Source organism: Mycobacterium shigaense (assembly GCF_002356315.1).
GTDB lineage: Bacteria > Actinomycetota > Actinomycetes > Mycobacteriales > Mycobacteriaceae > Mycobacterium > Mycobacterium shigaense.
In genome coordinates this window covers 3441972-3466673 of record NZ_AP018164.1, presented here as the reverse complement: position 1 = coordinate 3466673, position 24702 = coordinate 3441972, and the positions used below count along the sequence as shown (strand labels likewise).

At 67.0% G+C, this 24702-nt stretch carries 16 protein-coding genes and 1 tRNA gene; 8 read left to right on the top strand and 9 right to left on the bottom strand.

What is annotated here, in order from left to right:
* Positions 1 to 63: 63 nt before the first annotated feature.
* On the top strand, positions 64 to 1209 hold the full coding sequence (locus MSG_RS16285) for a zinc-binding dehydrogenase (protein WP_096441175.1): 1146 nt from the start codon (positions 64 to 66) through the stop codon (positions 1207 to 1209).
* Positions 1210 to 1221: 12 nt separating this feature from the next.
* Here MSG_RS16285 and MSG_RS16280 read toward each other — a convergent pair.
* Positions 1222 to 1292: transfer RNA gene (locus tag MSG_RS16280), tRNA-Cys, on the bottom strand.
* A 104-nt stretch (positions 1293 to 1396) separates the two neighbouring features.
* Here MSG_RS16280 and MSG_RS16275 point away from each other — a divergent pair.
* Genes MSG_RS16275 through MSG_RS16260 form a run of 4 tightly spaced genes read left to right on the top strand, consistent with a single transcriptional unit; the run spans position 1397 to position 5935 of the window.
* Positions 1397 to 2452 carry an alpha/beta hydrolase fold domain-containing protein gene (locus tag MSG_RS16275; protein WP_096441173.1) on the top strand — a complete coding sequence of 352 codons (1056 nt, stop codon included), beginning with the start codon at positions 1397 to 1399 and terminating at the stop codon, positions 2450 to 2452.
* 50 nt (positions 2453 to 2502) lie between these two features.
* A complete protein-coding gene (locus MSG_RS25915; RefSeq protein WP_269458602.1) occupies positions 2503 to 4179 on the top strand; it encodes a serine/threonine-protein kinase PknH/PknJ in 1677 nt (558 codons plus the stop codon).
* Positions 4176 to 4694 (top strand): Rv0361 family membrane protein, encoded by a 519-nt coding sequence (locus MSG_RS16265; RefSeq protein WP_096441171.1) that lies wholly within the window; start codon positions 4176 to 4178, stop codon positions 4692 to 4694. Before MSG_RS25915 ends, MSG_RS16265 begins: the two co-directional genes overlap by 4 nt.
* A 5-nt stretch (positions 4695 to 4699) precedes the next feature.
* On the top strand, positions 4700 to 5935 hold the full coding sequence (locus MSG_RS16260; protein WP_105886867.1) for a DUF7373 family lipoprotein: 1236 nt from the start codon (positions 4700 to 4702) through the stop codon (positions 5933 to 5935).
* A 290-nt stretch (positions 5936 to 6225) separates the two neighbouring features.
* On the opposite strand, the gene MSG_RS16255 is transcribed toward MSG_RS16260, so the two are convergent.
* The gene (locus MSG_RS16255) at positions 6226 to 7635 is read right to left on the bottom strand and encodes an aldehyde dehydrogenase family protein (protein WP_096441167.1); all 1410 of its coding nucleotides are present in this window, start codon (positions 7633 to 7635) and stop codon (positions 6226 to 6228) included.
* Between the two features lie 88 nt (positions 7636 to 7723).
* Entirely contained in the window at positions 7724 to 8653 is a 930-nt protein-coding gene (locus MSG_RS16250) for a LacI family DNA-binding transcriptional regulator (protein ID WP_096441165.1), read from the bottom strand.
* 832 nt (positions 8654 to 9485) lie between these two features.
* Between MSG_RS16250 and MSG_RS16240 the strand changes: the two genes are divergently transcribed.
* From MSG_RS16240 to MSG_RS16230, 3 genes are read left to right on the top strand one after another with little or no spacing between them, the layout of a single operon-like run.
* Complete coding sequence (locus tag MSG_RS16240; protein WP_096441163.1) at positions 9486 to 10214, top strand: response regulator transcription factor; 729 nt, start codon at positions 9486 to 9488, stop codon at positions 10212 to 10214.
* A 50-nt stretch (positions 10215 to 10264) separates the two neighbouring features.
* Positions 10265 to 11755: a sensor histidine kinase gene (locus MSG_RS16235; RefSeq protein WP_096444602.1), complete on the top strand. Its 1491-nt coding sequence runs from the start codon at positions 10265 to 10267 to the stop codon at positions 11753 to 11755.
* Between the two features lie 43 nt (positions 11756 to 11798).
* Entirely contained in the window at positions 11799 to 12224 is a 426-nt protein-coding gene (locus tag MSG_RS16230; protein WP_162899242.1) for a DUF3060 domain-containing protein, read from the top strand.
* 5 nt (positions 12225 to 12229) lie between these two features.
* Here the strand turns inward: MSG_RS16230 and MSG_RS16225 are convergent, their stop codons facing one another.
* The 6 genes from MSG_RS16225 to MSG_RS16200 all read right to left on the bottom strand — a co-directional run bounded on the left by MSG_RS16225 (position 12230) and on the right by MSG_RS16200 (position 24515).
* Positions 12230 to 13600, bottom strand: coding sequence for a condensation domain-containing protein (locus MSG_RS16225; protein WP_096441159.1), 1371 nt, complete (start codon positions 13598 to 13600; stop codon positions 12230 to 12232).
* 2 nt (positions 13601 to 13602) lie between these two features.
* A complete protein-coding gene (locus MSG_RS16220) occupies positions 13603 to 15033 on the bottom strand; it encodes a condensation domain-containing protein (protein ID WP_096441157.1) in 1431 nt (476 codons plus the stop codon).
* 298 nt (positions 15034 to 15331) lie between these two features.
* Positions 15332 to 21706 (bottom strand): BTAD domain-containing putative transcriptional regulator, encoded by a 6375-nt coding sequence (locus MSG_RS16215; RefSeq protein ID WP_232011055.1) that lies wholly within the window; start codon positions 21704 to 21706, stop codon positions 15332 to 15334.
* Between the two features lie 93 nt (positions 21707 to 21799).
* Entirely contained in the window at positions 21800 to 22534 is a 735-nt protein-coding gene (locus MSG_RS16210; RefSeq protein WP_118915410.1) for a Type 1 glutamine amidotransferase-like domain-containing protein, read from the bottom strand.
* 9 nt (positions 22535 to 22543) lie between these two features.
* Positions 22544 to 23422, bottom strand: coding sequence for a 3-oxoacyl-[acyl-carrier-protein] synthase III C-terminal domain-containing protein (locus MSG_RS16205; protein ID WP_096441153.1), 879 nt, complete (start codon positions 23420 to 23422; stop codon positions 22544 to 22546).
* The gene (locus MSG_RS16200; RefSeq protein ID WP_096441151.1) at positions 23406 to 24515 is read right to left on the bottom strand and encodes a 3-oxoacyl-ACP synthase III family protein; all 1110 of its coding nucleotides are present in this window, start codon (positions 24513 to 24515) and stop codon (positions 23406 to 23408) included. Before MSG_RS16200 ends, MSG_RS16205 begins: the two co-directional genes overlap by 17 nt.
* Positions 24516 to 24702: the final 187 nt, after the last annotated feature.

Here is a 24702-nt window from a genome sequence, read left to right as displayed (position 1 = left end):
AACGGGAGAAACAACCTCCCTGGACATCACAACTAGGCCACGACAGGAAACGAGGAACCGCCCATGACCGCAGACGTACCTGGCACGGCGCTGCAGCTGCGCTCTTTGGTGACTTCCGATGGCACGCTTGAACTTTCGCTCCACGAGGTTCCCGTTCCCGCCCCCGGCGCCAATGAGGTGCTGGTCCGGGTGGAGGCGTCGCCGATCAACCCGTCGGATCTGGGCCTGCTCGTCGCGAGCGCGGACATGAGCACCGCGACGGTCGCGGGGACGCCGCAGCGGCCCGTCGTCACCGTCCCGATCACCGAGGCGGCGTTGAAAGCGCTGTCCGCCCGGCTCGACCAGTCGCTTCCGGTGGGCAACGAGGGTGCCGGCACCGTGGTGGCCGCGGGTTCGTCCGACGCGGCCCAGGCCCTCGTCGGAAAGACGGTGGCGATCGCCGGCGGCGCGATGTATTCGCAATACCGGGCGATCGACGCCTCGGCATGCCTGGTCCTGCCCGACGGTGCCACCGCCCGGGACGGGGCATCGTCGTTCGTCAATCCGATGACGGCACTCGGGATGACGGAAACCATGCGCCGCGAAGGGCATTCGGCCCTCGTGCACACCGCCGCGGCATCGAACCTCGGCCAGATGCTGGTCAAGCTTTGCCAAAAAGACGGCATCCCGCTGGTCAATATCATTCGCAAACCGGAGCAAGAGGAGCTGCTGCGCAAGCTCGGCGCAACCTACGTCCTCAACTCGCAGTCGCCCACGTTCGCGACCGATCTCGTCGCGGCCCTGACGGCGACATCCGCGACACTTGCCTTCGACGCCACGGGCGGTGGCACCCTGGCCAGCCGAATTCTCAATGCGATGGAGAAGGCGGCCAGTGCCTCCGCGCCGGAATACTCGCGCTACGGATCGAGCGTGCACAAGCAGGTCTACATCTACGGCTCGCTCGACACCGGTCCGACGGTGCTCACCAGGAACTTCGGCATGGCGTGGGGCGTCGGCGGATGGCTGCTGACCCCGTTCATCCAGCACGCAGGGGCCGAAACCTTTGGACGGCTGCGCGCCCGGGTGGCCGCCGAACTCACCACCACGTTCGCGAGCAGCTACACCCGGGAAGTCTCACTCGCCGGAATGCTGCAGCCCGACGCGTTCAACGCCTACGTCAAACGCGCGACGGGAGAGAAGTTCCTGGTTACCCCACACGCCGTCCCCTGACGGCTTTTGCAGAGCGAGTGACGGGACTCGAACCCGTGTATACGGCTTTGCAGGCCGCTGCCTAGCCGCTCAGCCACACCCGCATGAATCACAACCATGCCAGTAAAGGCCACGGGGGCCCAGTGTTTTTATCGGCTCGATCATTTCGCTCTAGCGGCGGTGCGGAGCGCAACAGTACAGTCGCGAAATGACCCACGGTCGCCTCGCTGATCCGGACTGCTGCCTTCGCACGGACCCTCGCGCGGACCCGCGAATGGTCGAAGCTCTCGCACAGGTGGGTCTGGACAGCAATGCGCCGACCGGGCCGCTGACGATCGATTCGCCGCTGCAGGAGCGCCTGGCGTATGCCGCGTTGGCCGAAGAGGGGATGGGTGCCGTTCTCAGCCTGTTCGCTGCGGGTGTTCCGGATGCCGGTGGTGTGACGACCACGACGACAACGATTACCGGCGAGGACGGCAATGATGTGACGCTGTACGTCAGCCGCCCTGATGGTGGGGGTCTGCTGCCCGCCATCGTGCATTTGCACGGGGGCGGCATGGCCATCGCCAGCGCCGCCGATGTCACGTACTCGCGGCTGCGCGAGCACCTGGCGGGCACCGGTGTTGTCGTCATCGGCGTGGAGTTCCGCAATTCCGGAGGCAAGCTGGGCCCGCACCCGTTTCCCGCCGGATTGAACGACTGCGTGGCCGGCGTTCGTTGGACCGCGGCCAATCGCGCGGAACTCGGCATCACGCACCTGATCGTGGCCGGCGAATCCGGCGGTGGAAACCTCACTCTCAGCGTGGCCCACAAAGCCAAACGCGAAGGGTGGCTCGACGAAATCGCGGGGTTCTACGCGCAGTGCCCGTACATCTCGAACCGGTGGCATGAAGCTCCCGACGAGTTGCCCTCGCTACGGGAATGCGACGGCTACTTCATCAGCCTGCAACAGCTGGAGCTGCTGGGTTCGATCTACGATCCAGACAATCAGCACTCGAACGATCCCACCTGTTTCCCGGGCGTAGCGAGCGACGAGGACTTGAATGGTCTTCCGCCACATGTGATTTCGGTGAACGAGGTCGACCCGTTGCGCGACGAAGGGCTGGACTACTTCCGTCGTCTGGTGCGTGCGGGGGTACCCGCGGTGGGCCGGTTGGTCCCGGGCACCTGCCACGGGGGAGACCTGATTTTCGCGGGCGCGATGCCCGAGGTTTTCGCCGCCAGCGTGCGCGATCTCAGCGGCTTCGCCAAGAGCCTCGGTTAGCTCGCCCGGGAATCCGTCAGCGGTACGGGGCCGCGTCGTAGGGTTTATGGGTGCTGAGAATAGGGTCGCTGGTCTGCGGCTACCGCATCCAGGCGGTACTGGGCACCGGGGGAATGGGCGCGGTGTATCTGGCCGACGACCCCGGCTTGCCCCGCCGAGTCGCGCTCAAAGTGCTCTCGGCCGAGCTGTCGCGAGATCCGGACTTCCGGGCGCGGTTCGTCCGCGAGGCCGACACCGCCGCCGCCCTGGCCCATCCCCAGATCGTGTCGGTCTACAACCGCGGCCAAACCGAGGACGGCCAGCTGTGGATCGCGATGCAGTTTGTCGACGGCACCGACGCCGAGGCCGCGTTGCGCGCCGGAACCATGACCCCGCACCGCGCCGTTCGCATCATCACTGAGGTGGCCAAGGCGCTCGACTTCGCCCACGCGAACCACGTCATCCACCGCGACATCAAACCGGGCAACTTCTTGCTGTCCGGACCTGTCGGCCCCGAGGAACGGGTGTTGCTCGGCGACTTCGGGATCGCGCGCGCCCTCGACGACGTGGGGCTGACCGCCACCGGGGCGGTGCTGGCCACCGTCGGTTACGCCGCGCCTGAGGTGCTGTCCAACGGCCGCATCGACGGCCGGGTGGACATTTATTCATTGGGCTGCACGCTGTTTCGGTTGCTGACCGGCCATACTCCCTTCGAGGCGACCAACGGGGCCGCCGCCGTGATGATGGCCCACATGTTCACCCCGCCGCCGCGGCCAAGCGACGCGGTGCCGTCGCTGCCCGTCGGCCTCGATCACGTCATTGCGATCGCGATGGCCAAGGATCCCGCCGCCCGGTTCCCGTCGGCGGGCGCGCTGGCCCAGGCCGCCGCCTCAGCGCTGCGCGATCCCACCCGTTATGTGCCGCTGCCGCCGGTACCCAGCGGTGAAGTTCACTCCTATCCGCACACCTCGCCGCCGCCCTGGCAGCAGCACCCGGCGTCGCCGCCGCAACGGCGCCGGCACGGTCTGATCGGCGCCACTCTGGTCGGCGTGGTGCTGCTGGTCGCCGGAGTCATCGTGCTGGCCTGGCCTCAGACTACCGGGACCGGGGCCGACAAGGGCGCGGGTACCAACTCGCCGGCCGCCTCGGCCTCGCCGCAGGGGCCGGCGGCCACCAATGTCGGGCCCGCTCAGCTGCGCTCCATTTTGTTGTCCGCGGCCCAGCTTCCGGCCGCGGCCAACGGCGATCCGCTGGTTCTCGAGCAGGACAGCGCCAGCTTGCTCGACGATGCCGGGACCGTCGACAACCCGCAATGCGTCGGCGCCTGGGCCCCCGCGCAGCAGAGCGTATATGCGCCAAGCGGTCACACGGGCGTGGCGGTACAGACATTGCGAGGCATGAACGAACAGGCCTGGCAAGACAGCGTCACCCAGGCGGTCATCGCGTTTGCCGGTGACAAGGCCGTTACTTCCTTGGGCACCCAGCGCGGGCAGTTGTCCTTGTGCGGCGGCACGTCCGTGACCGTGGACCAACCGGGCGTCTCTGCCCAGATGTGGGACTTCGCCCAGCCTCTGACCACCGCCGGGGTGCTGACCCTGACGGCGACCCTGCGCGGCGGCGGATCGTGCCAACACGGAATGCTGGTGCGCGGCAACGTCTTAGTCGACATCCGGCAATGCCGAGGTTCGGGCGGCCCCGATGTCGCCGCATTGGTCAACGCAACCGCCAATAGGGTGCCCAGGCAATGAGCAAGCAACGGGGGAGGGGTGTGCACATGTTCGTGCCGGTCATTGCCCGCGCCGCGGCCGTCGGCACCGCCATCATCTTGACCGCGGCATGCACGACATCCACCGGCGGCTCCGCGCGGCCCCAACAAACCGGCACCCCCGTCTCGGCGACGGCGGCGGCCCCGCCCGGCACGTCAGCGGCACCGGCCCCGCCGGCCAAGCCTTCTGCCCAGGATCAGATTCGCGAGACCCTGATGGCGTTTCAGGATGCCTACAACACCCAAAACTGGGACGCCTATCTGCAATTGATGTGCACCGCGATGCGCACGAAGTTCGACGGCACCGCGATGAACTACGTCAAAAAGACCCGCGCCCAAAACGGCGTCACCACCATCAAAGACATCAACTCGATCGTCGTCACCGGGGACACCGCCAACGCCACGTTCGTAGGGCAGAACGAAACCGTGGGCTCGCACACCGCCAGCCTGCCGTTGAAGCTCGAAGACGGCTGGAAGATCTGCAAGACCAGTTACTGACCCCGATGAAAAAGACACCTTTGCAATGCTTTACGGCACTGGCCGCGGTTGCGCTGGCAGCGTGTAACCACATCACCGCGGGGGAAGCCACCCACGAACCCTCCAGCTTCCCGACGACGGTGAACACGTCCCGGCTCGACCCGGGGAACTATCCCACGGCCCCCCAGCCCGCGCTGGGCAACGCCGGCTCCGAACAGGCGGGCCGGCTCGTCGAAGGCCGACGGATGGCCGCCTACGTGGTGGGACCGTGGCAAGTCAACCCCACCCTGGTCGGTGTGGGCTCGGCCGGTCCGAAGGTGATCGATAGCCCCAATGCGCTGTCGAGCGCGGTGTGGCCGCCGATCGCCGGGGGCGCTTACAACCTGCCGTTGGTGGTCGGGTTCGTCTCGGAACGACAAACCCCGGGCCCGGATCCGCAGCTGACGCTACGCAATTCGGTGCTGCGATTCGTCAACCCGTCGGTGGCATCCCAGGCGGCCCAGAACATGACCACAGCGACCAGGAACATGCCGCGCATTCCCAGCGTCACCCCGATCGTGACGGAACCCGAACGCCCCCAAGATATTCCCGGTCATCCCGAGGCCAGGGGCACGGTGCTCACCTTTCAGGAGGGCAGCCAGACCGTGCGTGAGCTGACTGCGCTCACCGCGCACGGCTCGTACGTACTCATTCAAGTCGCGCGGTGCGCGGCCGGCCCGGACTGTGAGGCTGAGCTTGCCGGGCACACCCTCGACCGTCAGGTGCCGCTCATCGACAGCTTTGCCCCGACGGACCCCGGCGAATTCCCGACGCTTGCAGTCGATCCCACGGGGCTGGTCGCCCGCACCCTGCGCACACCGCCCGATCAGGTCACGTCGATGTCTGGGGCCGCCTACCCTCCAGCGGGGGCACTTCATCTGGAAGACAACCCGATCCAGGTCGGGTCGCTACTGTCCGCGGCGGTCGTGGACTACGTGTCGGTAAACCTGACCACCGTCTACCAAGCCAAAGATCCTTCCGCCGCGCAGACCCTGGCCCAGGCTTACGCCGACCTTGCCGCGAAAATGCCTGCTGCTCAAGCGGCGCCGCCGGTACCCGGCCTGCCCGACAGCCGCTGCACCCGCGTCGCCGGATCCAACGGCCTCGTACCGCGGTACTGGTGCCTGGCCGCGGCCGACCGCTACGCCATCAAGACCATCGCCCGCCAGCTCGATAATGCGCAACAACAGGTGGCAGCCCAATACCGCATCCTGATGGGATAGCCGCGCGTGACGCCACTGCCAAAACCAACCCCCGTTTCGCAGTGGCGCCACGCTCGCATCGCTTAGGACTCTCAGAGGCTAAGTAACGTATGTCTCGGTCAGCTCTCGACCGAAACCGCACGCTGGCGATGGCAACGCGGTGTCGCTGAGTCACAGCTGATGATAGCGGCTTTGCAAATGGCCCAGCGAATTCCCGGGCCCGGCATATCGTTTGCCAATCGTTACGCACGCGGGGGCAAGAGCGCCCGACGGGCAAGCGCCAGTGCCCGTATCGCGACCCGCGGCCCGAATCACAGGCCGATGTAGACCGCCTTGGTGTTGAAGTAGGCCTCGATGCCCTTGCGGCCGCGCTCGCCGCCCCAACCCGACTGCTTGTGACCGCTGATCGGCATCGACGGGTCTGCTGCGAGCGACGAGTTTACCCAAATCTGGCCTGCACGAAGCTCATTCACCACTCGATGCGCACGGGAGAGGTTCTCGGTCCAGATCGACCCGGCCAGGCCGTAGTGTGTGTCGTTGGCGGCGGCGATCACCTCGTCCTCGCCGTCGAACGGGATCACCGAACCGACCGGCCCGAAAATCTCCTCCTTGATGAGCCGCATGTCGGGGGTGGTGTTGGTGACGATCGTCGCCTCGTAGAAATAACCCTTGCGGTCCATCGGTTTGCCGCCGGTGATCACTTCGGCGCCGCCGGCCACGCCGTCGTTGACGATGCCTTCCACGCGCTTGCGCTGCTTGTCGCTAATCAGTGGTCCCAGAACCGAATCCGGGTCGTCGCTGCCGCCCATCGGCAGCATCTGCGCGAACCCGGCCAAGCCTTCGACCACCTGGTCGTAGATGCCGCGCTGGACGTAGATCCGCGAGGTGCACGAACAGTTCTGTCCCGAGCCGGCCAGTAGTCCCATGCCCGCACCCATGATGGCCTTGTCCAGGTTGGCGTCGTCGAACATGATCAGCGGCGACTTTCCACCGAGCTCGAGCGTCAGCCGTTTCAGGTTGCCCGCGGCGGCCTTGACGATCAGCCGTCCGACCTCCGTCGACCCGGTGAACGAGATCTTGTCGACGTCCGGATGTGCGGTCAGTGCGGCACCCGTGGTCTCGCCGTAGCCGGTGATGACATTCAGCACACCGTCGGGCAGACCCGCCTCGCGGAAGATCTCCTCGAGCTTCAACGCGGTGAGCGGCGTCTCCTCGGCGGGCTTGAGCACCGCGCTGCAACCCGCGGCCAGGGCGGGCGCGACCTTGAGCATCGCGACAAAGAACGGCCCGTTCCACGGGATGATCAGGCCGACTACGCCGACCGGCTCGAGCTGGGTGAAGGTGTGGTAGGTCTCCCACGTGCCGAGCAGGCCGTCGGACACCAGGTTGGCCGACTCGCCGTGGATCTTGCCGACCCACCCGGCGTAGTACTTCAGCATGTCCACGGACACCGGGATGATGTGGCCGGCGGCCGTCAGGTTCATCCCGTTGTCCTGCGCTTCGAGCGCGGCCAGCTCGTCTTTGCGTTCCTCGATGATGCGCGCGGCGCGAAACAGCACGTTGGCCCGATGCGACGCGGGCGCCTTACGCCACACACCGGACTCGAAGGTCTCGCGGGCTCGGGCCACCGCCGCGTCGACGGTCGCCTGGTCGGAATCGGGGACCTCCGCGATCTGCTCCTCGTTGGACGGGTTGAAGACCGGAATCGTGGTGCTAGTCAATGTAGGGCCCTTCGGTCGCCAGGATGCATCTTCGCGCGACCGAGGTTACGCGCGTAACTACTGGCTGTCTAGCACGCCCGGCGCAGACTCAGGTGGACTCGCGGACGATCAGCGTCGCGATGTCCTGCGCGACCGGCCGCGGCTCGTCGAGCAAGTCCAGCTCGGCCAAAAGCGCTGAAAGCGCCAGGTCGGCGATCGCGGTGCGGTCGAACTCCACCGTGGTCAGTGCGGGGACGCTGAACGGGGACAGGGCCGTCGCGTCGACGCCGATGACGGCGAGATCGTCGGGACACCGCAGCCCGGCGCGTCGTATGCCGTCGAGCACGACGAAGGCCACGTCGTCGCTCTGTGCGCAGACGGCGGTGACGCCCGCTGCGTGCAGTTCACGGGCCGCGGTGGCGCTGTCGTCCGGCGCGAACGCCGCCACGACGACGTCGGGTAGCCCGTGTTGGCGCGCGGCGCGGTGGACACCGTCGATCCAGTAGTCACCGACGGCGCGCCACCGCCGATCGCCGGAACAGGCGAAGGCCAGCTTGCGATGACCTCGCGAGACGAGATGGTCGACGCGCATCTGTCCGACCGAGTACTGTGGATCTCCGAGGCCCGGCTGAGTGTGGACACAGATGTGGGGGATACCCGCATCGTGTACCGCACGGGAGGCTTTGCGGCCCAAGGGAAACAGGCTCGTCACCGCGATCGGCTGAAGCTGGTTGATAGCGTCGGCGATGGTGTCGTCGTCCTCGGTCTCGAAGAGCTGCACCTGTATGACCCCGCGGCGAGTCAACTCGGTGGTCATGTGAGTGCCGACCTGCATGGGCATCTCGCCGCCGGCCAGTCGCGGCACGATGTACAACACGACGCCGCTCTTGCCGCGCGCGAGATTACGAGCGGCAAGGTTGGGGCGATACCCCAGCTCGGCGGCCGCGTGGCGAACCGCGGCGCGTGTCTGTTCCGAGATCGTCCGCCCGACAGAGTTATTGAGCACATAGCTGACCGTTGCGGTCGAGACGTTGGCCATGCGCGCGACGTCGGCCTTGGTTGGCCTGCCTTTGACGCTCAGATCGACCTCCCGGCAGCTATCCCGTCGGCAACTCACCTTACTTGGGGGTCGCCCCTTCGCGGGGATAGCGTTGCTTCCGTCCCCGCCTGCGATTCCGGCAACAGCCTCACGGAGATCGTATTCATTCGAATTGCAATATTTTTCGGGTTCCGTGAGTGGTGGCCGCCTCCATGTTGTGACAGAGGCGGCCACCAGTGAGCGCAGTCAGCGCAACAACGGAATCAGAACCCCGGCGGTGGCGGCGCAGGGTGTGGTCCGGGCTCGAACGGCCCGCCCCGGTCGCCAGGTCCCGATGGCGGGAGAAGCGGTCCTCCGAGACCCCCTGGTCCCCTCGGCCCCGGGGGCAGCGGCCCCCACGCCCTGGGCGGCGGCAGGGGCGGACCCCACGCAAACGGCGGTGGCGCCATCCAGCCGCCCGGTGGCGGCGGAGGGGGCGGGGGACCCCAGCCCGGCGGCGGAGGAGGTGCCAGCAGGGCGACGAAGCCGGCTGCGATGACGCCGAGGACGAACCCGCCGACGCCGGTACCGACCGCGATACCAACGGGGTGTCGGTGCGCGAACGACGAGCCGGGCGCGGCGGCCGTGGTCGGCGGGGTGCCGCGGCCGGGATTCTCAGGTGTGCTGTGTGGCGCTTCCTGTCCTGTCACTGTGCCTCCTTGTGTCGGTCGATCTCTCGATGGCGGCGACGGTAGGAAGCCCAGCTGAAGCCGGCCTGAAGAAGCCCTGGCGCGAGCGGTTTCTTCAGGTTGTCTTCAGCCGGCGCCCAAATAGCAGCAGCGACAATGGAACGATGAGCGAGCGGTCCTGCACACATCGAGCCGGACGAGGTCAGGCGACGTACAAGGGAATCGCTGCCCGGGTGCTGATCGTGGAGGATTCCGAGGCCATCCGCGAGATGGTCAGCGAGGCACTGACCGACGCCGGATATGTCAGCGAGGCCCGCGCGGACGGCACCGGCCTGGAAACCGCTCTGGAAGGGTTCAGGCCCGACCTGGTGGTCTTGGACGTGATGCTGCCGGGCCGCGACGGCTTCGAACTCATCGATGTGGTTCGAGACTGGGGCGAGTCGGGAATAGTCTTGCTCACCGCGCGCGACGGATTGCCCGACCGGCTGCGGGGTTTGGACGGCGGCGCCGACGATTACGTCGTCAAACCTTTCGAACTGGCCGAGTTGTTGTCGCGGGTCGGTGCGGTGTTGCGCCGGCGTGGCCGACTACCTTCGGTGGTTCAATTCGGCGACCTGGCACTGGATTTGGACGCCGGCGTGGCCTCGCGCGCCGGAAAACCGTTGGCGCTGAACGGTACCGAGCTTCGGCTGCTGGCCTTTCTGGTGGAGCAACGCGGTCGCATCGTGAGCACCGGCCAAATCCTGAACGCCGTCTGGGGTTACGACGCCTACGATGCCAACCTGGTTCACGTTCACGTCAGCGGACTGCGGCGCAAGCTCGAGGCGCACGGTCCGCGGGTGTTGTGCACCGTGCGCGGCATCGGTTATCGCCTGCAGCCGGTACGGCCGTGACCGACGCGGGGGCGGCAACCCGGACACCGTCGCTGCGCTGGCGGTCGATCATGATGGTGCTCGGCCTGCTCACCGTGCTGCTGGCGAGCCTCGGCGTCACCATCGACGTGCTGATCGGATGGCAGGTCCACCGCGACCTGCACGACCGACTGATGGCGACCGCAGCGCGCGCCGACGCATTGGCCGCCGCAAACACCCCACCCGAGCGCCTCGTCAGCCAACTGAACGGCGGCAGCATCCGCGCGTTGCTCATCACTGCCGGCGGAACCCGATATGGTGACCCCGCCATAAGTCCCGACGCCACGGCAGGTCCGACGGAGGCGCTGCCGCCGCCTCCACCACCGGGATGGCCGCCTCCTCCGCCGCCCTGGGGTCCTCCGCCACCGCCGCCGCCCTGGGGTCCTCCGCCACTGGCGCCGCCGTCCCCGGACGGCACCGCCACGGTCGTCGTGCACCCACTGAGCGCCGGGGGACGGCTGATCCTGGTGGCCGACACCACGCAGACGACCGAATTACTGAGCCGACTGCGCGGGATCATGATCGCGGCCAGCCTGGCGATCCTGGCGGTGGCGGGCCTGCTGCTCATCGCCGTCACCGGCGCCGCGCTGCGCCCGCTTGATCGACTCACGACCTTGGCTCGGTCCATCACCACCGGCGACCGCGGCCGACGACTGCACCCGGACCGGCCCAACACCGAATTGGGGCGCGCCGCCGCGGCTTTCGACGGCATGCTCGACGCGTTGGAAGCCTCCGAGGAGCAAGCCCGGCGCTCGGCGGAGACAGCCCACCGCGCCGAGGCGGCCACCCGCCAATTCTTCGCCGATGCGGCTCACGATCTGCGCACGCCCATCGCGGGTATCCAGGCCGCCGCAGAGCAAATGCTCAGCGCGGCAATGCAATACAGCAATGATCCCGCGTCAAAGGGTCAATATCGCCGCGCCGAGCTACTGCTCGCCGAATCCCGCCGTGCCGGACGGCTCGTGGCTGACATGCTTGACCTGAGCCGCATCGACGCGGGTGTGACGCTCGAGCCGTCCGACGTTGACCTGGGCGCCCTCGTCGATGCGCAATGCGAACGCGCGACCATGCTGTCGCCGGATCTGACCATCACTCGCCTCGGGGAGCCCGCGGTACCCCTCAACGCCGACGCACATCGAATCGATCAGATTCTTACCAACCTGCTCGACAATGCCCGCCGGCACACCCCGCCGGGTGGCCGCATCACCATCGAGTTAAGCGCGGGCCGGCATGGTGCCGAAAACGCCGCCCCGTGGGCCGAACTCACGATCACCGATACCGGTCCCGGGGTTCCCGCCGCCGACCGCGAGCGCATATTCGGCAGGCTGGTGCGACTTAACACCTCCCGCGACCGGGATCGGGGAGGAGCGGGTCTTGGCCTACCGATCGCTCGCGCATTGGCACGCGCACACCACGGCGACCTCGTCTGCCTGCCGCATAACGGGGGCGCGTGTTTTCGGCTGACCCTTCCGCTGCAGACGGGGACTGCCAGTGGGCATGCACGCCAGGCGCAAGCTCGCTAACGTTGGTCCTCTTGGAAGGTGCGAGTGCGAAGGACCGGTTGTGATGTGGAGGAAGATTCTTCGCGCGTGCGCCGTGGCGTTGGCTTCAGGGGCGCTGCTGGGCGGCGCGAGCCTCTGTGCCGCAACCGGCGCCGCCGCACCCGCGGGGCAGCGGCCCATACCCCTCGATCTTGCTCCCGCCAAAGTCGATACGAGCTTCGGCGCGGTGACCTATGACTGCGGCAGCCAATCGCTGATCAAGGTCGTGGGCGAGGACTCGACCATCACTTTGAACGGCACTTGCGGCGAGGTCGACGTCACCGGGGTAGCGAACACCGTAAATCTGCAGACCGTGGCCATCATCAACGCGCCCGGCACGGGCAACCACATCACGTGGGAGAAGGGGCCGGGCGGCGGGGTGCCCCGCATCAGCAATCCGAGCGGCAGCAACGACATCCATGGCCCCGGCGGCATTCAGATCCAGGGCTGAGGAATCTACCTCGCCAGTACGGAGGACGAACCGCTGCCGGTGTGCCAGCCGGTGGTGGCGGTGAGCGAGAAGTCGCTCAGAGCGTGTGAAATCCGTTGCCGCAATTCGTCGTTGGAATTAGGGCGGCCCAGCTCATAGGACAGGACGGAAATGAAGACGCGGCCGCTGGCGCGACCCGACACCAGCACCAGCGCCCCATTGGTGCGCCGCATCGTTGCGGTGGTGACGCCCGGGTACAGCGACTTCAACGCGAAATGGTCGGCATCCGTGCCGTCTGGCCGGATGGCGTCCGGGTCGATGACGCCGAGGTTGGACGACGCGACGGTGGTCGCGCTACCGGTGGCCACACTCAGCATTCGCCGGAACAGCCGCTTGGGGATCAGCGGTACCAGCGGCAGCAGCACCCATCGTTCGTCGGGCACCTCCTGATGGCGGATCAGTGCGTGCTTGATCAGGGTGCGAAGCTCGCGCAGATTCGTCGTGACGGGTGCGGGATCGACCTGAATGTCGACGTTCGAGACGGCATTGGCGCGGGTATCTCCCGGCGTGCGTTCGCTGACGAGCATCCCGATTGTGACCGTGCCGTCGACGGCTACCCGCCCCAATCCCCGGGCGAGGTGGGCCGCCAAACCTGCGAGCAGCGCATTGCTGGTCCCCCCGAGCGCGTTCGCGCGGGCATCCCACTCGTCGCCGTTGATGAAGATCGTCACCACCGGCAGCGTGATAGGTCCGTCCGATTCGCTCAGTGGGGCCGGCCGCTTTGTGGGTGGCGTGGCCGCGACGGCACTGTCGCGGCCACGCCGGGCCAATCGAGCCGCGCCGACCAAGGAGCGGCCGATTTCGAGTATGTCGGCGGCGGTGTGGCGTGCATCCTGACGCAGCGCGTGGCGCCGCGGTCGTGACCCCGCGGCCGGCCAGGTGATCGCACCGTCGCGACCGGCTGCCGCGTCGGCCAGCGCCTCGCAGAGTCCCACGCCGTCAGTCAGGCAGTGTGTGACGACCAAGCTCACCGCTGCGCCGCCTTCGGTGAACGGCAGCACCGCCAGATGCCATCCGACGCCGCGCTCGGCATCGGGCCGGATACCGGCCTGTTCGCTGCACCACGCGTCGATGTCGCTGCGGGGTCGAGGGGTCGCGACGACCTCGAGATCCGAATGATCACTGGGCGTCACCCAGCGGTGACGGCCGAACGGCAACGGCGAGCATTCGATGCGGCGGCGCAGCCGTCCTCGCCCGAGATGGCGGTGGAACTCGCGCAGACCGTCGATGTCGACGCCGCGGTCGTAGACCCAAATGCATTGCAGCACATTGGTGGTGCTGGTCGCGCGCTCGGCGAGGAAGAGTGTCTGGTCGGTGAGATCCAGCACGTTGCTCATGCCTAGGCCGCCTCGTCGTCGTCAGCCTCCGGCTGATCGGGCGTCTTCTCGATGGCACGAGCGAACGTCTCGCTGAGGGTCGCGATGTAGCGCAGCACCGACTCGCGCGCAACCTCGTTGTCCGGGAACGAGATGGTCACGGTGGTTCGCTCCGCGTGGCGGTTGATCCACATATTGATCCCGCCGTGGGACAGGCTATCGCCATAGGTGCCGAAATTCGTCTCCGCCCACAGACCCGCGAGCGGAATCTTGCGAAAGTCCAGGAACGACAACATCATCGGCAAACAGGTCGGCAGCTTGATCCCCAGCTCGTCCGGCGTCGCCAACTCCAGCACCCGCTCCACCGGCACGCCTGCGAGGTCTTTGGCCGCGTCGAAGGATTTCTGGGCCGCCCGCGCCGCCTCCGCGAACGACTCGCTGGTGGTCGGCACGCTGACCGGAACCATGCTGGCGAACCAACCGACCGTCATCGTGTCGATGCCGGGCGTCCGGGTATCCCGGGCGGTGAATCCGTGGTAAGTCTCCCTGCCCGTCAGTTTGTGCTCGGCCAGCGCCGCGCAAGCCAGCACTCCGCCGATGAACCGCGCGCCGGCGGCGCGGCAGGTTTCGTCGAAAGCCACCGTCTCGTCGGCGTCCAGCAACTCGACGGTCACCAGGTCGCCCCTGCTGTGGGTCCAGGTGTCACCGAGCGGCAGCGGGAAGCTGGGCCAGTTGCCGTCGGTCTCGCGCGCGAACGCGATCCAGTCCTTGATCGGAGACGACGACAGCGTCAGTTCGGCGATCTGCTCGCGCTGCCGAGCCGCATAGTCGCGATAGCTCCTGACCTGGGGCGGGGATGGGGGCGTGTGCTCGCGCGTGTCGTCGCACAGTTCCTGATACATCAGGTGAATATCGAAGAAGATGAGCCCCGCGGACAGACCGTCGATGTGCAGATGGTCGACGCTGGCGTAGAAGGAGAAGTAGTCGGTGTGCTGGACGACGCCGAAGGTGAAGCAACCCCATTCGAGCGTTTCCGGTGTCGCCGTCAGGACGTGCGTCCGCATCTCGTCGGGGGTCTTGTGTCCCAGCGACATGGGAACGAGGTCGATCAGGGCGGAGTCCTCGATGGTGCGGCGGACGATGACGCCGTTCTCGACTTCGAACCAATTGTGGTAGGTGTCGTGACGGTGGACATGCGCATTGACCGCTGCCGTCATTGCCGAAATGTCACATGTGCCGGGAATGTCCCAGGAAACCACCATCAGGCGCGGCAGCTGCCTGTTCATCGCCCTGCCGTTGAGGGAGGACCAAAGATGTTGCACCTGTTGATAACTGGGAGGAAGATCGCTTCGCCGGGCGCCGCGAGCAGCTTCACGCGATGCCGGCGCGGGAGACCACATGGTGAGTGGACCGCTCGGCGGCTGCCATTCACTGATATTTCCGAGTGCGACCATTTCCAGCCTCGCTCCGCGTCATGCCAATAGTTTTCAGGCGCCACGGGAGTAGCGAAAAGGCCAGCCCCACATGGCCTTTCGCGCAGCCCAAATCGCTTTCGCGTTGGAAATTGTGTGTGACGTGCTTCCGTAAGTGGGCCTAACTTACGGCGCCCCTCGAACCCCCGATGTCGCTGCAGTGGACGCTAGTCGACAGACGCCTAATTTTCCCGACTTTGTCAAAAAATCGAAAACTCGCGTGTCCCGTCCCCGCGTCAGCGGCCTGAACTCCTTGTTCGGCGCGCGGCTCGCTGGTCAGCTAGCCGGCGCGCAGTTCCTCGAAGTGGGCCAGCGCAGCCTCGAGGTCTGCCTCCTCGTAGACCTCGAAGCGGCTGAGCCGGTCGCCTTCGACGATGAGAATGCCGACCATCCGCCATTCGGCTTCCAGGCCTTCGCGCGTGGTTCCCGTGAGCACCTGGGTGGCTACGGTTCCGAGTTCGTCCAGCCGGTGCACTGCCGCGGGATAGATGCTGAAGGCCGGAGTGATGTCCCACAGTGCTCGAATAGTTGTGGCCAGATCGGCCCGCTCTACCCCCACGACAGGGCGATGATCGATGTACACCGGATCTGGGGTTGTCGCCGGAAGTTCGTTGCGGTTGACGGCGGAGTGGGTTGCGACAATGCCCGACCAGGTCCGCGCGTGGGCGGCCCCTTCGCCGGCGAGATAGCGCGCCTCGAGTTCGGCGAAGGCTGACTCGAAGTCGTCGGGGTCGAACACCATGCCTGCCGCGACCTGGTTGTCACCGTTGACCTCGATGATGGCAACCGCCGCGGCCTGGAACGCCTCGGCTAGCGAAGCGTGGTTTGCAAAGCTGAAACGACAGAGCGCAAGACGCTGCCCGCGGATCGCGATCAGGGATGACCTGAGAGTGCCCGTCCAGACTTCGCTTGTGGCATGCCAACTCGCCATTGCGGCATCGCGGCCGCGTCGAACCCCGGCATTCGCGACTCGACGGCGGTCCTCTGAAAGGATGTCGTGAGCTAGTAGTTCTGCCATGGCATCCCACCCGCGCACCGCAAAATACGCTAGGAATTGATCTAGCGTTTGGCTCGCGGCGTTTGCTAGTCGAGGCGTCCGGGGTCGCAGCTCCTCGAACCTGGCGAGCGCGGCATCGACATCGTCTTCTTCGAACACCTCGAAACGCGGCTCGTCGAGGACCTGCAAAATCGTACGGGCCCACTGCAGTTGATTCCCGTGCACGTCTGTACCTTCGATGATCACGCTGCTGACGGTCGCGTGGGAATCGAGTGCATGTACCGATGGCACCCGGTAGCGCGCATCGGGTACCAGGGTCCAAAGCTCTTCGATAGCCCGCCCGAAATCTTCGGGCCCGAAGGAAACCCGACGATGATCCGTATAGCGCAGAGATCGGAGCATCGGTCCCGGCTCGTGGCGATTGGCCTCGGCTAGCGTCTCGACGGCGCTCTGCCACATGCGCGCGTACGGGGCCGCCTCGCCGGCCAGGTAGCGGGCATCGAGTTCGGCAAAGGCCGCGTCGACATCGTCGGCGTCGAACGAGACAAGCCCGATTATTTTTTCCTTGCTGTCGATTTCGATGACGGTGACTGTGTCGGTGAAAAAAGCCTCATGCTCCTGGTTGGGGGATGAGAGGTAGCCATACGTAAGCACCAGGCGCTCCCCACGGATCGCAATGACGGTCGACGTTATGTTCGTAATTCCCACCCCGGCGATGGACCGCAGGTCCGCGACTTCCAAATCTCGACCGTGTCGGATTCCCGCTCCCACCACTCGACGGCGATCATCGCTGGAGAAGTCGGCGGCGAATGTTCGCGCTATTGCGTCCCAGTCTTGGGCGGTGAAGTGAGCTATGAGGCGGTCGGCTGCCCGGGTGGCCGCGTTTTCCAGCCACCGCGACGGGTTCCTGAGCTCGTCGAATCTCGCGAGCGCCGCATCCACCTCCGAGCCGTCGAAGACCTCGCAACGGTCGAACGAGTCGCCAACAAGGGTAAAGAGCATGACCTCTTGCCACTCCGCGTCAAAGCCTTCGGGCGAGTTTCCATGCCCTTTGTGAGTGACGACGGTTCCGGAATCGCTCATAGCGTGCACGGCCTCCACATAAAAACGGATGTTGTGCTCGATTTTCCAGCCTGCGCGAAGATACTCGACCATGTTGCCTGGGGCGAACGCCGCCCCCCGACGATGGTCTGCATCCTCGAAATCGATTGTTATGGGCGGAACTTCATGACGGTTGATTGCGGCGTAGGCCGCTACGACCGCAGACCAGGTGGACGCGTGGGCGGCCGCCTCACCGGCGAGGTATCGGCGGTCGAGTTCCTCGATGGCGGCGTCGAAGTCGTCGACGTCGAACCCGATGAGCACCGCGCCACGGCCGTCGAGATCGGTCTCGACGACACTGAGCGCGTCGACGTGGAACGCTTGCTGCTCCTGATCGTCGAAGGACACATCAGTGCGAGTGAGAGCAAGGCGGTTACCGCGAACCGCGAGGGCCTCGGTCGTCAGATGTGCTCCCAGATCCGCAATGGCTTGCAAGTTCTGTATATCGGCTTCCCGACCGCGACGGATGCCGAGGCCTGTGAATCGCCGCCGGTCATCGCTGTAGTGATCCTCGGCCAGAAGCGAAGCGAGAGTACCCCAGTCGCGCTGGTTGATACACGCAATAACACGGGCGTTCAGCTCGGTCGCCGTGTTCGCGAGTCGACTGGCGCGCTGGTGCAATTCGTCAATGCGTATGACTGATGCGGAGTTGCCCAGTTTCCGAACTGCCGATGTCTTCTGTTGCTGCCGCGCATGTGCGGCGTCGAGTTCGTCGGCCGCCAGCACACACGCGTTTGTCGGCACGCCGCCGAGCGGTTGAGGACGCGACCAGTCGGCCGTTGGCTGCTGCTCCCCGGCGGTACCGCGCGCCTTTTCGGCAAGTGCCGCAGCGCCCTTCCGCTCGTAGAGGTCGGCCGCGCGCTCGGCGGCGGCACGAGCTCCGGCCACATCGCCGGCGGAGCCTAACACCATCGCCAACGCCTGGCATGCATCGCCGTGATCGACCAGTGCGTCGGTGCGCTCGGCCAGACTTACCGCGGCTTCGGCGATCCGGCGGGCCTCCGCATGATCACCTTGGCGTGCCAGCAGCTTCGCCCGCAGGGTGCGCCAGGCGATCGACGCCTTCAGCGCGTGGCCGGCGAGGCGCTCACTTTCCGTGCACAGTTCGTCCGCCTCGGCGTCCCGGTCCAGCGCGAGGCACGTGCGACCGAGCAGCGCGGCGGTCTCCGCGGTGTCGGCGTCCAGACCCATCCGGCGAAAACCGTTGTAGGCCTTCCGAAGATGTGGCTCGGCTGCGGCGGGCTCGTCGGCCACGAGCTCAACGATGCCAGCGAACTGCTCCACCTCCATCAGAGCGTGGCGCAACCCGAGTTCGGCTAGGGTGCGCCGAGCGGAGTCGATCATTCGCCGGGCCGCGGCGGTGCGGCCGCGGAAGGCTTCCAGGACGGCCTGGCACCGCGTCGACGTGGCCTCAACCGCGGGTGAGTCGGTCGTAATCCGCAGCAGCCGCACCACGTCCAGACACCGCCCGCCGGCGCGGGGGACCGGGTTGGGTCCCCACAAGGCCGCTAGCGGGGCGTTCGCCAACACGGCGTTGACGCGGCGATGTTCACGCGCCCGCCGCGCCGCGGTCAAGGCGTCGTCGAGGGCGATTTCGCAGTCGCCTACTCTCCCCAGCCGCGCGAGGCAACCGGCTCGGACGGTGTGCGCCTTGGCTTCTCCCGCGGCATCGTCCAGGCCGGCGAGCCTGGCGGCGGCCGCGGCCAACGCGGCTTCGGCTTGGTCCAATCGCTCCGGGTGGATCAGCATGGACAGCTGACCGTCAAAGCACGTCGCCCACGCCGCGAGCCGCACCGAATCGGTTGTCGCTGCTTGCAATTGAGACACGGCACTGGCCGCTGACGCCACCTCGCCCGCGGCCAGCAGCGCCTCGCACCGCGCCACCAGCAACTCGGCGACCTGGTCGTCGCGATCCGGCAGCTCGTCGTCGATCTCTTCCAGCGCGTGCAAGGCCCGGTCGTAGAGGTCAGCCGCACCTTCGTACGCCAGTCGCGCCATGGCTTGGTCGGCGGCGCGGCGGGAATACTCGACGGCCTTGACCGCGTTGCCGGCCCAAGCGCATTCGAAGTAGTGGTAAGCCAGTTCGGCGAGCAGCTCCTCGTCGGCGCCGGGCAGGGCCTCCAGCGTCGTGGCGATGCGCTGATGCAGCCGCATGCGCCGCACCGACGGCAGTTCGGCGAGCAGCGACTGCCGCACCAGGGCATGGTTGAACCGGTAATGACCGCTAGGCTCTTCGATCAGGATGCCGGCCTTGGCGGCCTCGTCGAAAGGGTCGACGAGATCTTGCTCGGTCACCTGCTCGACCAATTCCAGGGCAAACCGGCTGCCCACGACCGCTGCCGCCGCAAGGGCCTTGTTGGTCTCCGCAGGTAGCCGGGAAAGCCTGCGGCTCACGGCTTCTCGCACACCCTGTGGCAAGGTGCTCTGATCCCAGACGCCGCCGCTCTCCTCGACGTGGCGTAACGCCTCGATGAGGAAGAACGGGTTGCCGCCCGTCACCGACGCCAATGCGTGGGCGAGTTCCTCGTCGTCGTAGCCGGCTTCGGCGACGTACGCGGTCACATCGTCCTCGTCGAGGCCGCCGAGATTGAGGCGGTCGGCCGTGCCGTCACGATGCAGATCGGCAAGCGTCGCCGCCAACGGGTGGGAGCGGTCCAGGTCGGTGTTGCGGTAGGTGCCGACGATTTGCACACGGGCGTGATCGCCGAAGCGCAGCAGATGCCGCAACAGGAGCAGCGTCGGCTTGGCTGCCCAGTGCAGGTCGTCGAGGATCAAGACGACCGGCGCCGCGGCGGACGTGATTTCCAGCGCTGCGACGACGGCGTCGAACAGTGCATAACGTTCGGTATCGGGATCCGAGCGGGCCGGGGCCGCGAGATCGGGCAACACGTCCGCGAGTCCGGGAACCAGCGGCAGTAATGCTTCGACACCGCGGACGGCGCGCAGCCGGCCGGCGCCGACGCAGGGCACCAGCGACCGCAGAGCCTCGGCGAACGGCTGATACGGCGCGCCGAGGTCCTCGTCGCAGCGGCCGTACAGCACGACCGCGCCCTGCCCGTAGGCGCGCTGCGACCACTCGCCGGCCAGCCGCGTCTTGCCGACACCCGGTTCGCCGGCGATCAGCACCGTATGCGCGCCACCGGTGAGCGTGGTCTGCCACGCCAGCAGGAGCTGTTCGAGCTCGCTGCCGCGGCCGACGAACGGGCCGGCGCCGATGAGCACCGCGGGCAGGGCCGGTCGCTCCATCGGTGGCTCGGTTGCCTCCGGATCATCAGGTCCGTCGTCTGAGGCTTCCAAGCGCAGCTCGAAGACGTGCTCGGGGCGCGGAAGATTCTTGAGCTTGCGCATGCCCAGGTCGGTCAGCAGCACGTCGTCGGGCAGCGAGTCGATGACGAGTTCGGCGGTCGCGCCCGAGCATAGGATCTGGCCGCCGTCGGCCAGCGACCGCAGGCGCGCAGCCCGGTTGACCGCCCGTCCGAAGTAGTCGCCGTCGCGCAGCTCGACCTCACCGGTGTGCAGCGCCACGCGAACACGCATCGGCTCGCGCAGCTCCCAAGGCTCGTGACCGATCGCGTCCTGCAGCTCGAAGGCGGCCGCGGCCGCCGCGGACGGGCGGTCGAACACCGAAAACGTGGCGTCACCCTCACCGCGGGTCTTGATCAGCTTTCCGCCACGCGAGGTCACCACCTGCTCGACCAACTCGTCGTGGCGCGCCAGCGCCACTCCCATGGCCGCGGCGTCCGCCTCCCAGGCGGCGGTCGACCCCTCGATATCGGTGAGCAAAAAGGTCACTGCCCGGGTGACCGATGGAAGATGTTGTGCCACAGGGGTATCCAATGACGGATCTTGCGCGACGATCGCGGTCTCGAGCCGCCGGAGCTCCGGCCCGGGATCGATCCCCAGCTCGTCGGCCAACAGCGACCGCGCCCGTTGATAGGCGCCCAGGGCGTCGCCCTGTCTGCCGGCGCGGTAGAGGGCGAGCATGAGCTGACCCCAGCGTCTTTCCCGCAGCGGCGCCTCGGCCACCGCCGCCTCCAGTTCGCCGATGATCTCGGCGGCACGCCGGGTGGCCAGCAGCGCATCGGCCCGATCCTCGACGAGCGCGGCGTGACGCTCGATCCAGCGCGTCTTTTCGGACACCCCGCGTTGGCCGTCGGGCAGCTCGGGAGTCCCGCGCCACAGGGTCATGGCCTCCTCGAGCCGCGCGACGGCCTGGCCGATGTCACCGGCAGCCGCGGCGTGCCGGCCCAGCCGGGCGGCCAAGGTGTAGCGCGAGGCATCCACCTCGGTCCCGGCCAACGTCCAGCCCATGCCCTCGGTCAACACCAGGCCGTCGCCCAGCGTGCGGCGCAACGCGGAGATGTGGGTCTGCAGCGCCTTGTCGGCGGTTCGCGGCGGGTCGCGGTCCCAGAGCAGCTCGATCAGCGTCACGGCCGACACCACCGAACCGCTGTGCAAACCCAGCATCGTGAGGATGGCGCGCGGCTTGGCGCCCGGGATCGCGACGGGCACGCCATCCTGTCGGACCTGCAGAGGCCCCAAAACCCCCAGTTCCACGCATGGAAGCGTACTCATACCCGACATCGTCTGGTGGGTAATTCAATGCGCGGTCAAGATCGAGTAAAGGTGCCCGCCGGCAAATCCTCGGGCTCAGTCGTCGTCGGCAGCGAACAGCAGCGAGTCCGTGACCTGCGTGCCGTCGAAGAAGAACTCGTGCGCGGGACGCCGCAGCGGTTCGATGGTGTTGTCCGGGTGCACGATGACGCCGCCGCCGGACGGGATGCCGATCCCGGTGGCCGCTCCTTGCAGGGAATGAATCGCGCGAGACAGCCGCTCCCAGTCGGTTCCCTCCTCGTGCGTGTCGATGACCACCGGGACGAGGGAGAACACGTCGATCAGCTCGGTTGCGGCGGAGTCCGGCGCCTCGACGATTCCGTACCGCCCGAGCTGGACGGCGCCGGCCGAGATGCCCACCAGGACCGCGCCCTGCGCATAGCGGCCGAGGATCACCTCCTTCATCCCGGTTTCCTCGAACGTGCTCCAGCCCAGGCGCACGTCTCCGCCCGCGAGGACGATCAGCTGCGCGTGTTCCAGGAAGTCGCGGTCGTCCGGGCCGAACACGGAATGGATCATCCGACGCTCGGTGATGCCCACGTCGTCCAGGGCCGCCTCGAAGATCTCGTAGAACTCCGGACGGTCCCCGTTGGAGGCGCCGAGGTAGGCGGCCCGCAGCGGGGTGCCGCGAGGCAGCTCGGCGAGGGCCGCGTCCAGAAGCAATTGGCCCCGGCGCCTCCAGAACAGCAGCTGACTATCCGCCAACAGGTAAAGCGGCTGCAGTTGTGGCGCCGCCGCGGTCAAGGTGTCTGCCGATAGGCCGTCGGGCACGACGTCACCCTATGCCGCACGGTTGCGGTACAGCACCGCGCCGGCCGTGAGTCCCGCGCCGGCGGCGACGAGCAGGATCCTCGCGTCACCTCTGGTCCCGCGGCGGGCTTGGTCGAAAGCGGCCGCAAGCGCAGCGGTGTGCATCCTCTCGGCAGCGGCGACTGTGACCCGGCCGGCGGGGACGCCGAGTCGCGCGGCAAGAGCTTTCTGGTACGCGCGACCCGCCGGCGCGGCGACGATGGCGGCGACGTCGCTTGCCGCACAACCGCAATCGTGCAGGCAGGCTTTCGCGGCTTCAGCCGCGGTGTCCGCCAGACGCTCATCGCTGTCGGCGGTCGCCGCCACGCGCAGCACGTTGCGGTCGCCGGTCATTTGCACCGTCGCCTTGATCGCATCGCCGTGAGCGGGGTCGTTGGCCCAATACGTGCGTCCGAGTCCGCTGTCGTCATCCGTCCACGAGCACAACAGGGCCGCGCCGAACGGCGCGAACGGAAAGTGCTCGCTCATGCGGTGTCCCGGGTTGGCGTCACTCGCCACCACCAAGGCGCAGTCGACGGCGCGGGAGCCCAGAAAGCCGTCGACGATCTGCAGGGCGGACAGCACGCCGCAGGACCCGTTGGCGATGTCGAACGAGAACGTGCCGTGCGCCCCGAGGTGTGGATCCTCGGGATTGGCGCCGATGTCGTGTTGGATCAGCGCCGCCAGCGCGGGCTCGCCGAGGTTGCGATCACGATAGATGCCGGCGTTGACCAGCAAGTCGACGTCGTGCGCTGACCGGGCGCCGGTTCTCAGACACTGGTCGGCCGCGAGGACGGCCACGCGCAGCGCGCTGTGTCGTTGCCGCCAAACACCTTTGACGATGGCGATCTGGTCAATCACTGTGCCCATACTGATTCACCATTTCCTCGTCCAGTGTCACGATGACCACCCCGATCTCGAGCCCGGAGGCCAGCGCGATCAAGGCGACGTTCTCGCCGGCCCGAATGTGCCCGGCACCGAGTTCCTCGACCAGTGCGACGGTGTGCGTGGTCGAAGCGGTGTTCCCGTATCGGTCGACGGTGATGACGGCGTCGTGGCGCGGACTGTCGCCGAACACCTCGGAAATCCTGGCCATGCCCTTGCGAATAGCGCGCGCCGAAGTCTGGTGGGTGATCACGTGATCAATGTCATGCATCGAGATGCCCACCGTCTCAAGCACTTCACGCAATAGCACCGGCGTATTCGCGATCGCCGCACGCTGAATACCCCTGGCGTCGGTGAACATTCGCGCGCCCGGCTCGTCGTTCGCGGGATAGGCCAGGCAGAGCCTGCTGTAGTCGGCCACTGTGGTGAAACCGGCCAGCGTAATTCCGGCGGTGGAGTCGGCGGGGGCCCGTTCCAAGAGCAGGGCGGCGCCCGCGTCCCCGAGTGTCAGCGACGCCAACTCCCTGCTCACGATGCTTCGGATGTGATTGGCCGCGTTTCGGCCGAGCTGCGAAATGTATTCGCCGCTGACCAACAGCACCCGCTCGACAGCGCCCTGCCGGATCCAGTTGTCGGCGATCATCACGGCCGTCAGCATTCCCGCACACGCGTTGGACACGTCGAACGTCATCGCCTGGGGTGCGCCGAGCGCGGCCGCGACCGCGTTGCTCATCGTGGGCTCCAGCCATTGGGTTAATCCGCCGCGGAACTTCGTGATGCTGCAACTGATCACGACGTCGATCGACTCGGCGGTGCGCTGCGCCTTGTCCAGGCAGTTCCGCGCGGCCGCGGTGGCCAGACTGAAGGAATCCTCGTCGCCGCGAGAGACGCGTCGTTCGCGGATCCCGGTCAGCCGTTCCAAGTCGATGTGGGTGCGATGGCGGGTTGAGGACATGAGTTCGTCAGTGGTGAGGTGCGTGCCGGGCAGATGCCGGGCCGCGCCGGCCAACCGCGTTCGATGCGGCGCATTCGGGCCGACGGTCGAAGGCTCTGTCACCAGCCATCGGGTGCCACTCATCACCGCATTGTGTTGAGCCCACAACCCGGCGGCCTAGGGCCGTTTTGCGGTATTGCGACGGTCAAAAGTCCTTGGTCGGCAGTGCGGGCGCCGATCGACTCTTCATCCCGGGACTTTGGCCACTAGGAAGCCGGCGACGCTGCCGGTTAGCTTCCTACGAGAGCGAACCGACCAGACCCTAGGGGGC

Excerpts from the sequence above, each read along its gene's own strand:
- MSG_RS16205 (WP_096441153.1), bottom strand. The coding sequence starts at position 23,422 with ATGGGCACAGTGATTGACCAGATCGCCATCGTCAAAGGTGTTTGGCGG.
- MSG_RS16225 (WP_096441159.1), bottom strand. The coding sequence starts at position 13,600 with ATGAGCAACGTGCTGGATCTCACCGACCAGACACTCTTCCTCGCCGAG.
- MSG_RS16240 (WP_096441163.1), top strand. The coding sequence starts at position 9,486 with ATGAGCGAGCGGTCCTGCACACATCGAGCCGGACGAGGTCAGGCGACG.
- MSG_RS16200 (WP_096441151.1), bottom strand. The coding sequence starts at position 24,515 with ATGAGTGGCACCCGATGGCTGGTGACAGAGCCTTCGACCGTCGGCCCG.
- MSG_RS16265 (WP_096441171.1), top strand. The coding sequence starts at position 4,176 with ATGAGCAAGCAACGGGGGAGGGGTGTGCACATGTTCGTGCCGGTCATT.
- MSG_RS16275 (WP_096441173.1), top strand. The coding sequence starts at position 1,397 with ATGACCCACGGTCGCCTCGCTGATCCGGACTGCTGCCTTCGCACGGAC.
- MSG_RS16230 (WP_162899242.1), top strand. The coding sequence starts at position 11,799 with ATGTGGAGGAAGATTCTTCGCGCGTGCGCCGTGGCGTTGGCTTCAGGG.
- MSG_RS16260 (WP_105886867.1), top strand. The coding sequence starts at position 4,700 with ATGAAAAAGACACCTTTGCAATGCTTTACGGCACTGGCCGCGGTTGCG.
- MSG_RS16235 (WP_096444602.1), top strand. The coding sequence starts at position 10,265 with ATGATGGTGCTCGGCCTGCTCACCGTGCTGCTGGCGAGCCTCGGCGTC.
- MSG_RS16285 (WP_096441175.1), top strand. The coding sequence starts at position 64 with ATGACCGCAGACGTACCTGGCACGGCGCTGCAGCTGCGCTCTTTGGTG.
- MSG_RS16250 (WP_096441165.1), bottom strand. The coding sequence starts at position 8,653 with ATGGCCAACGTCTCGACCGCAACGGTCAGCTATGTGCTCAATAACTCT.
- MSG_RS16220 (WP_096441157.1), bottom strand. The coding sequence starts at position 15,033 with ATGGTCGCACTCGGAAATATCAGTGAATGGCAGCCGCCGAGCGGTCCA.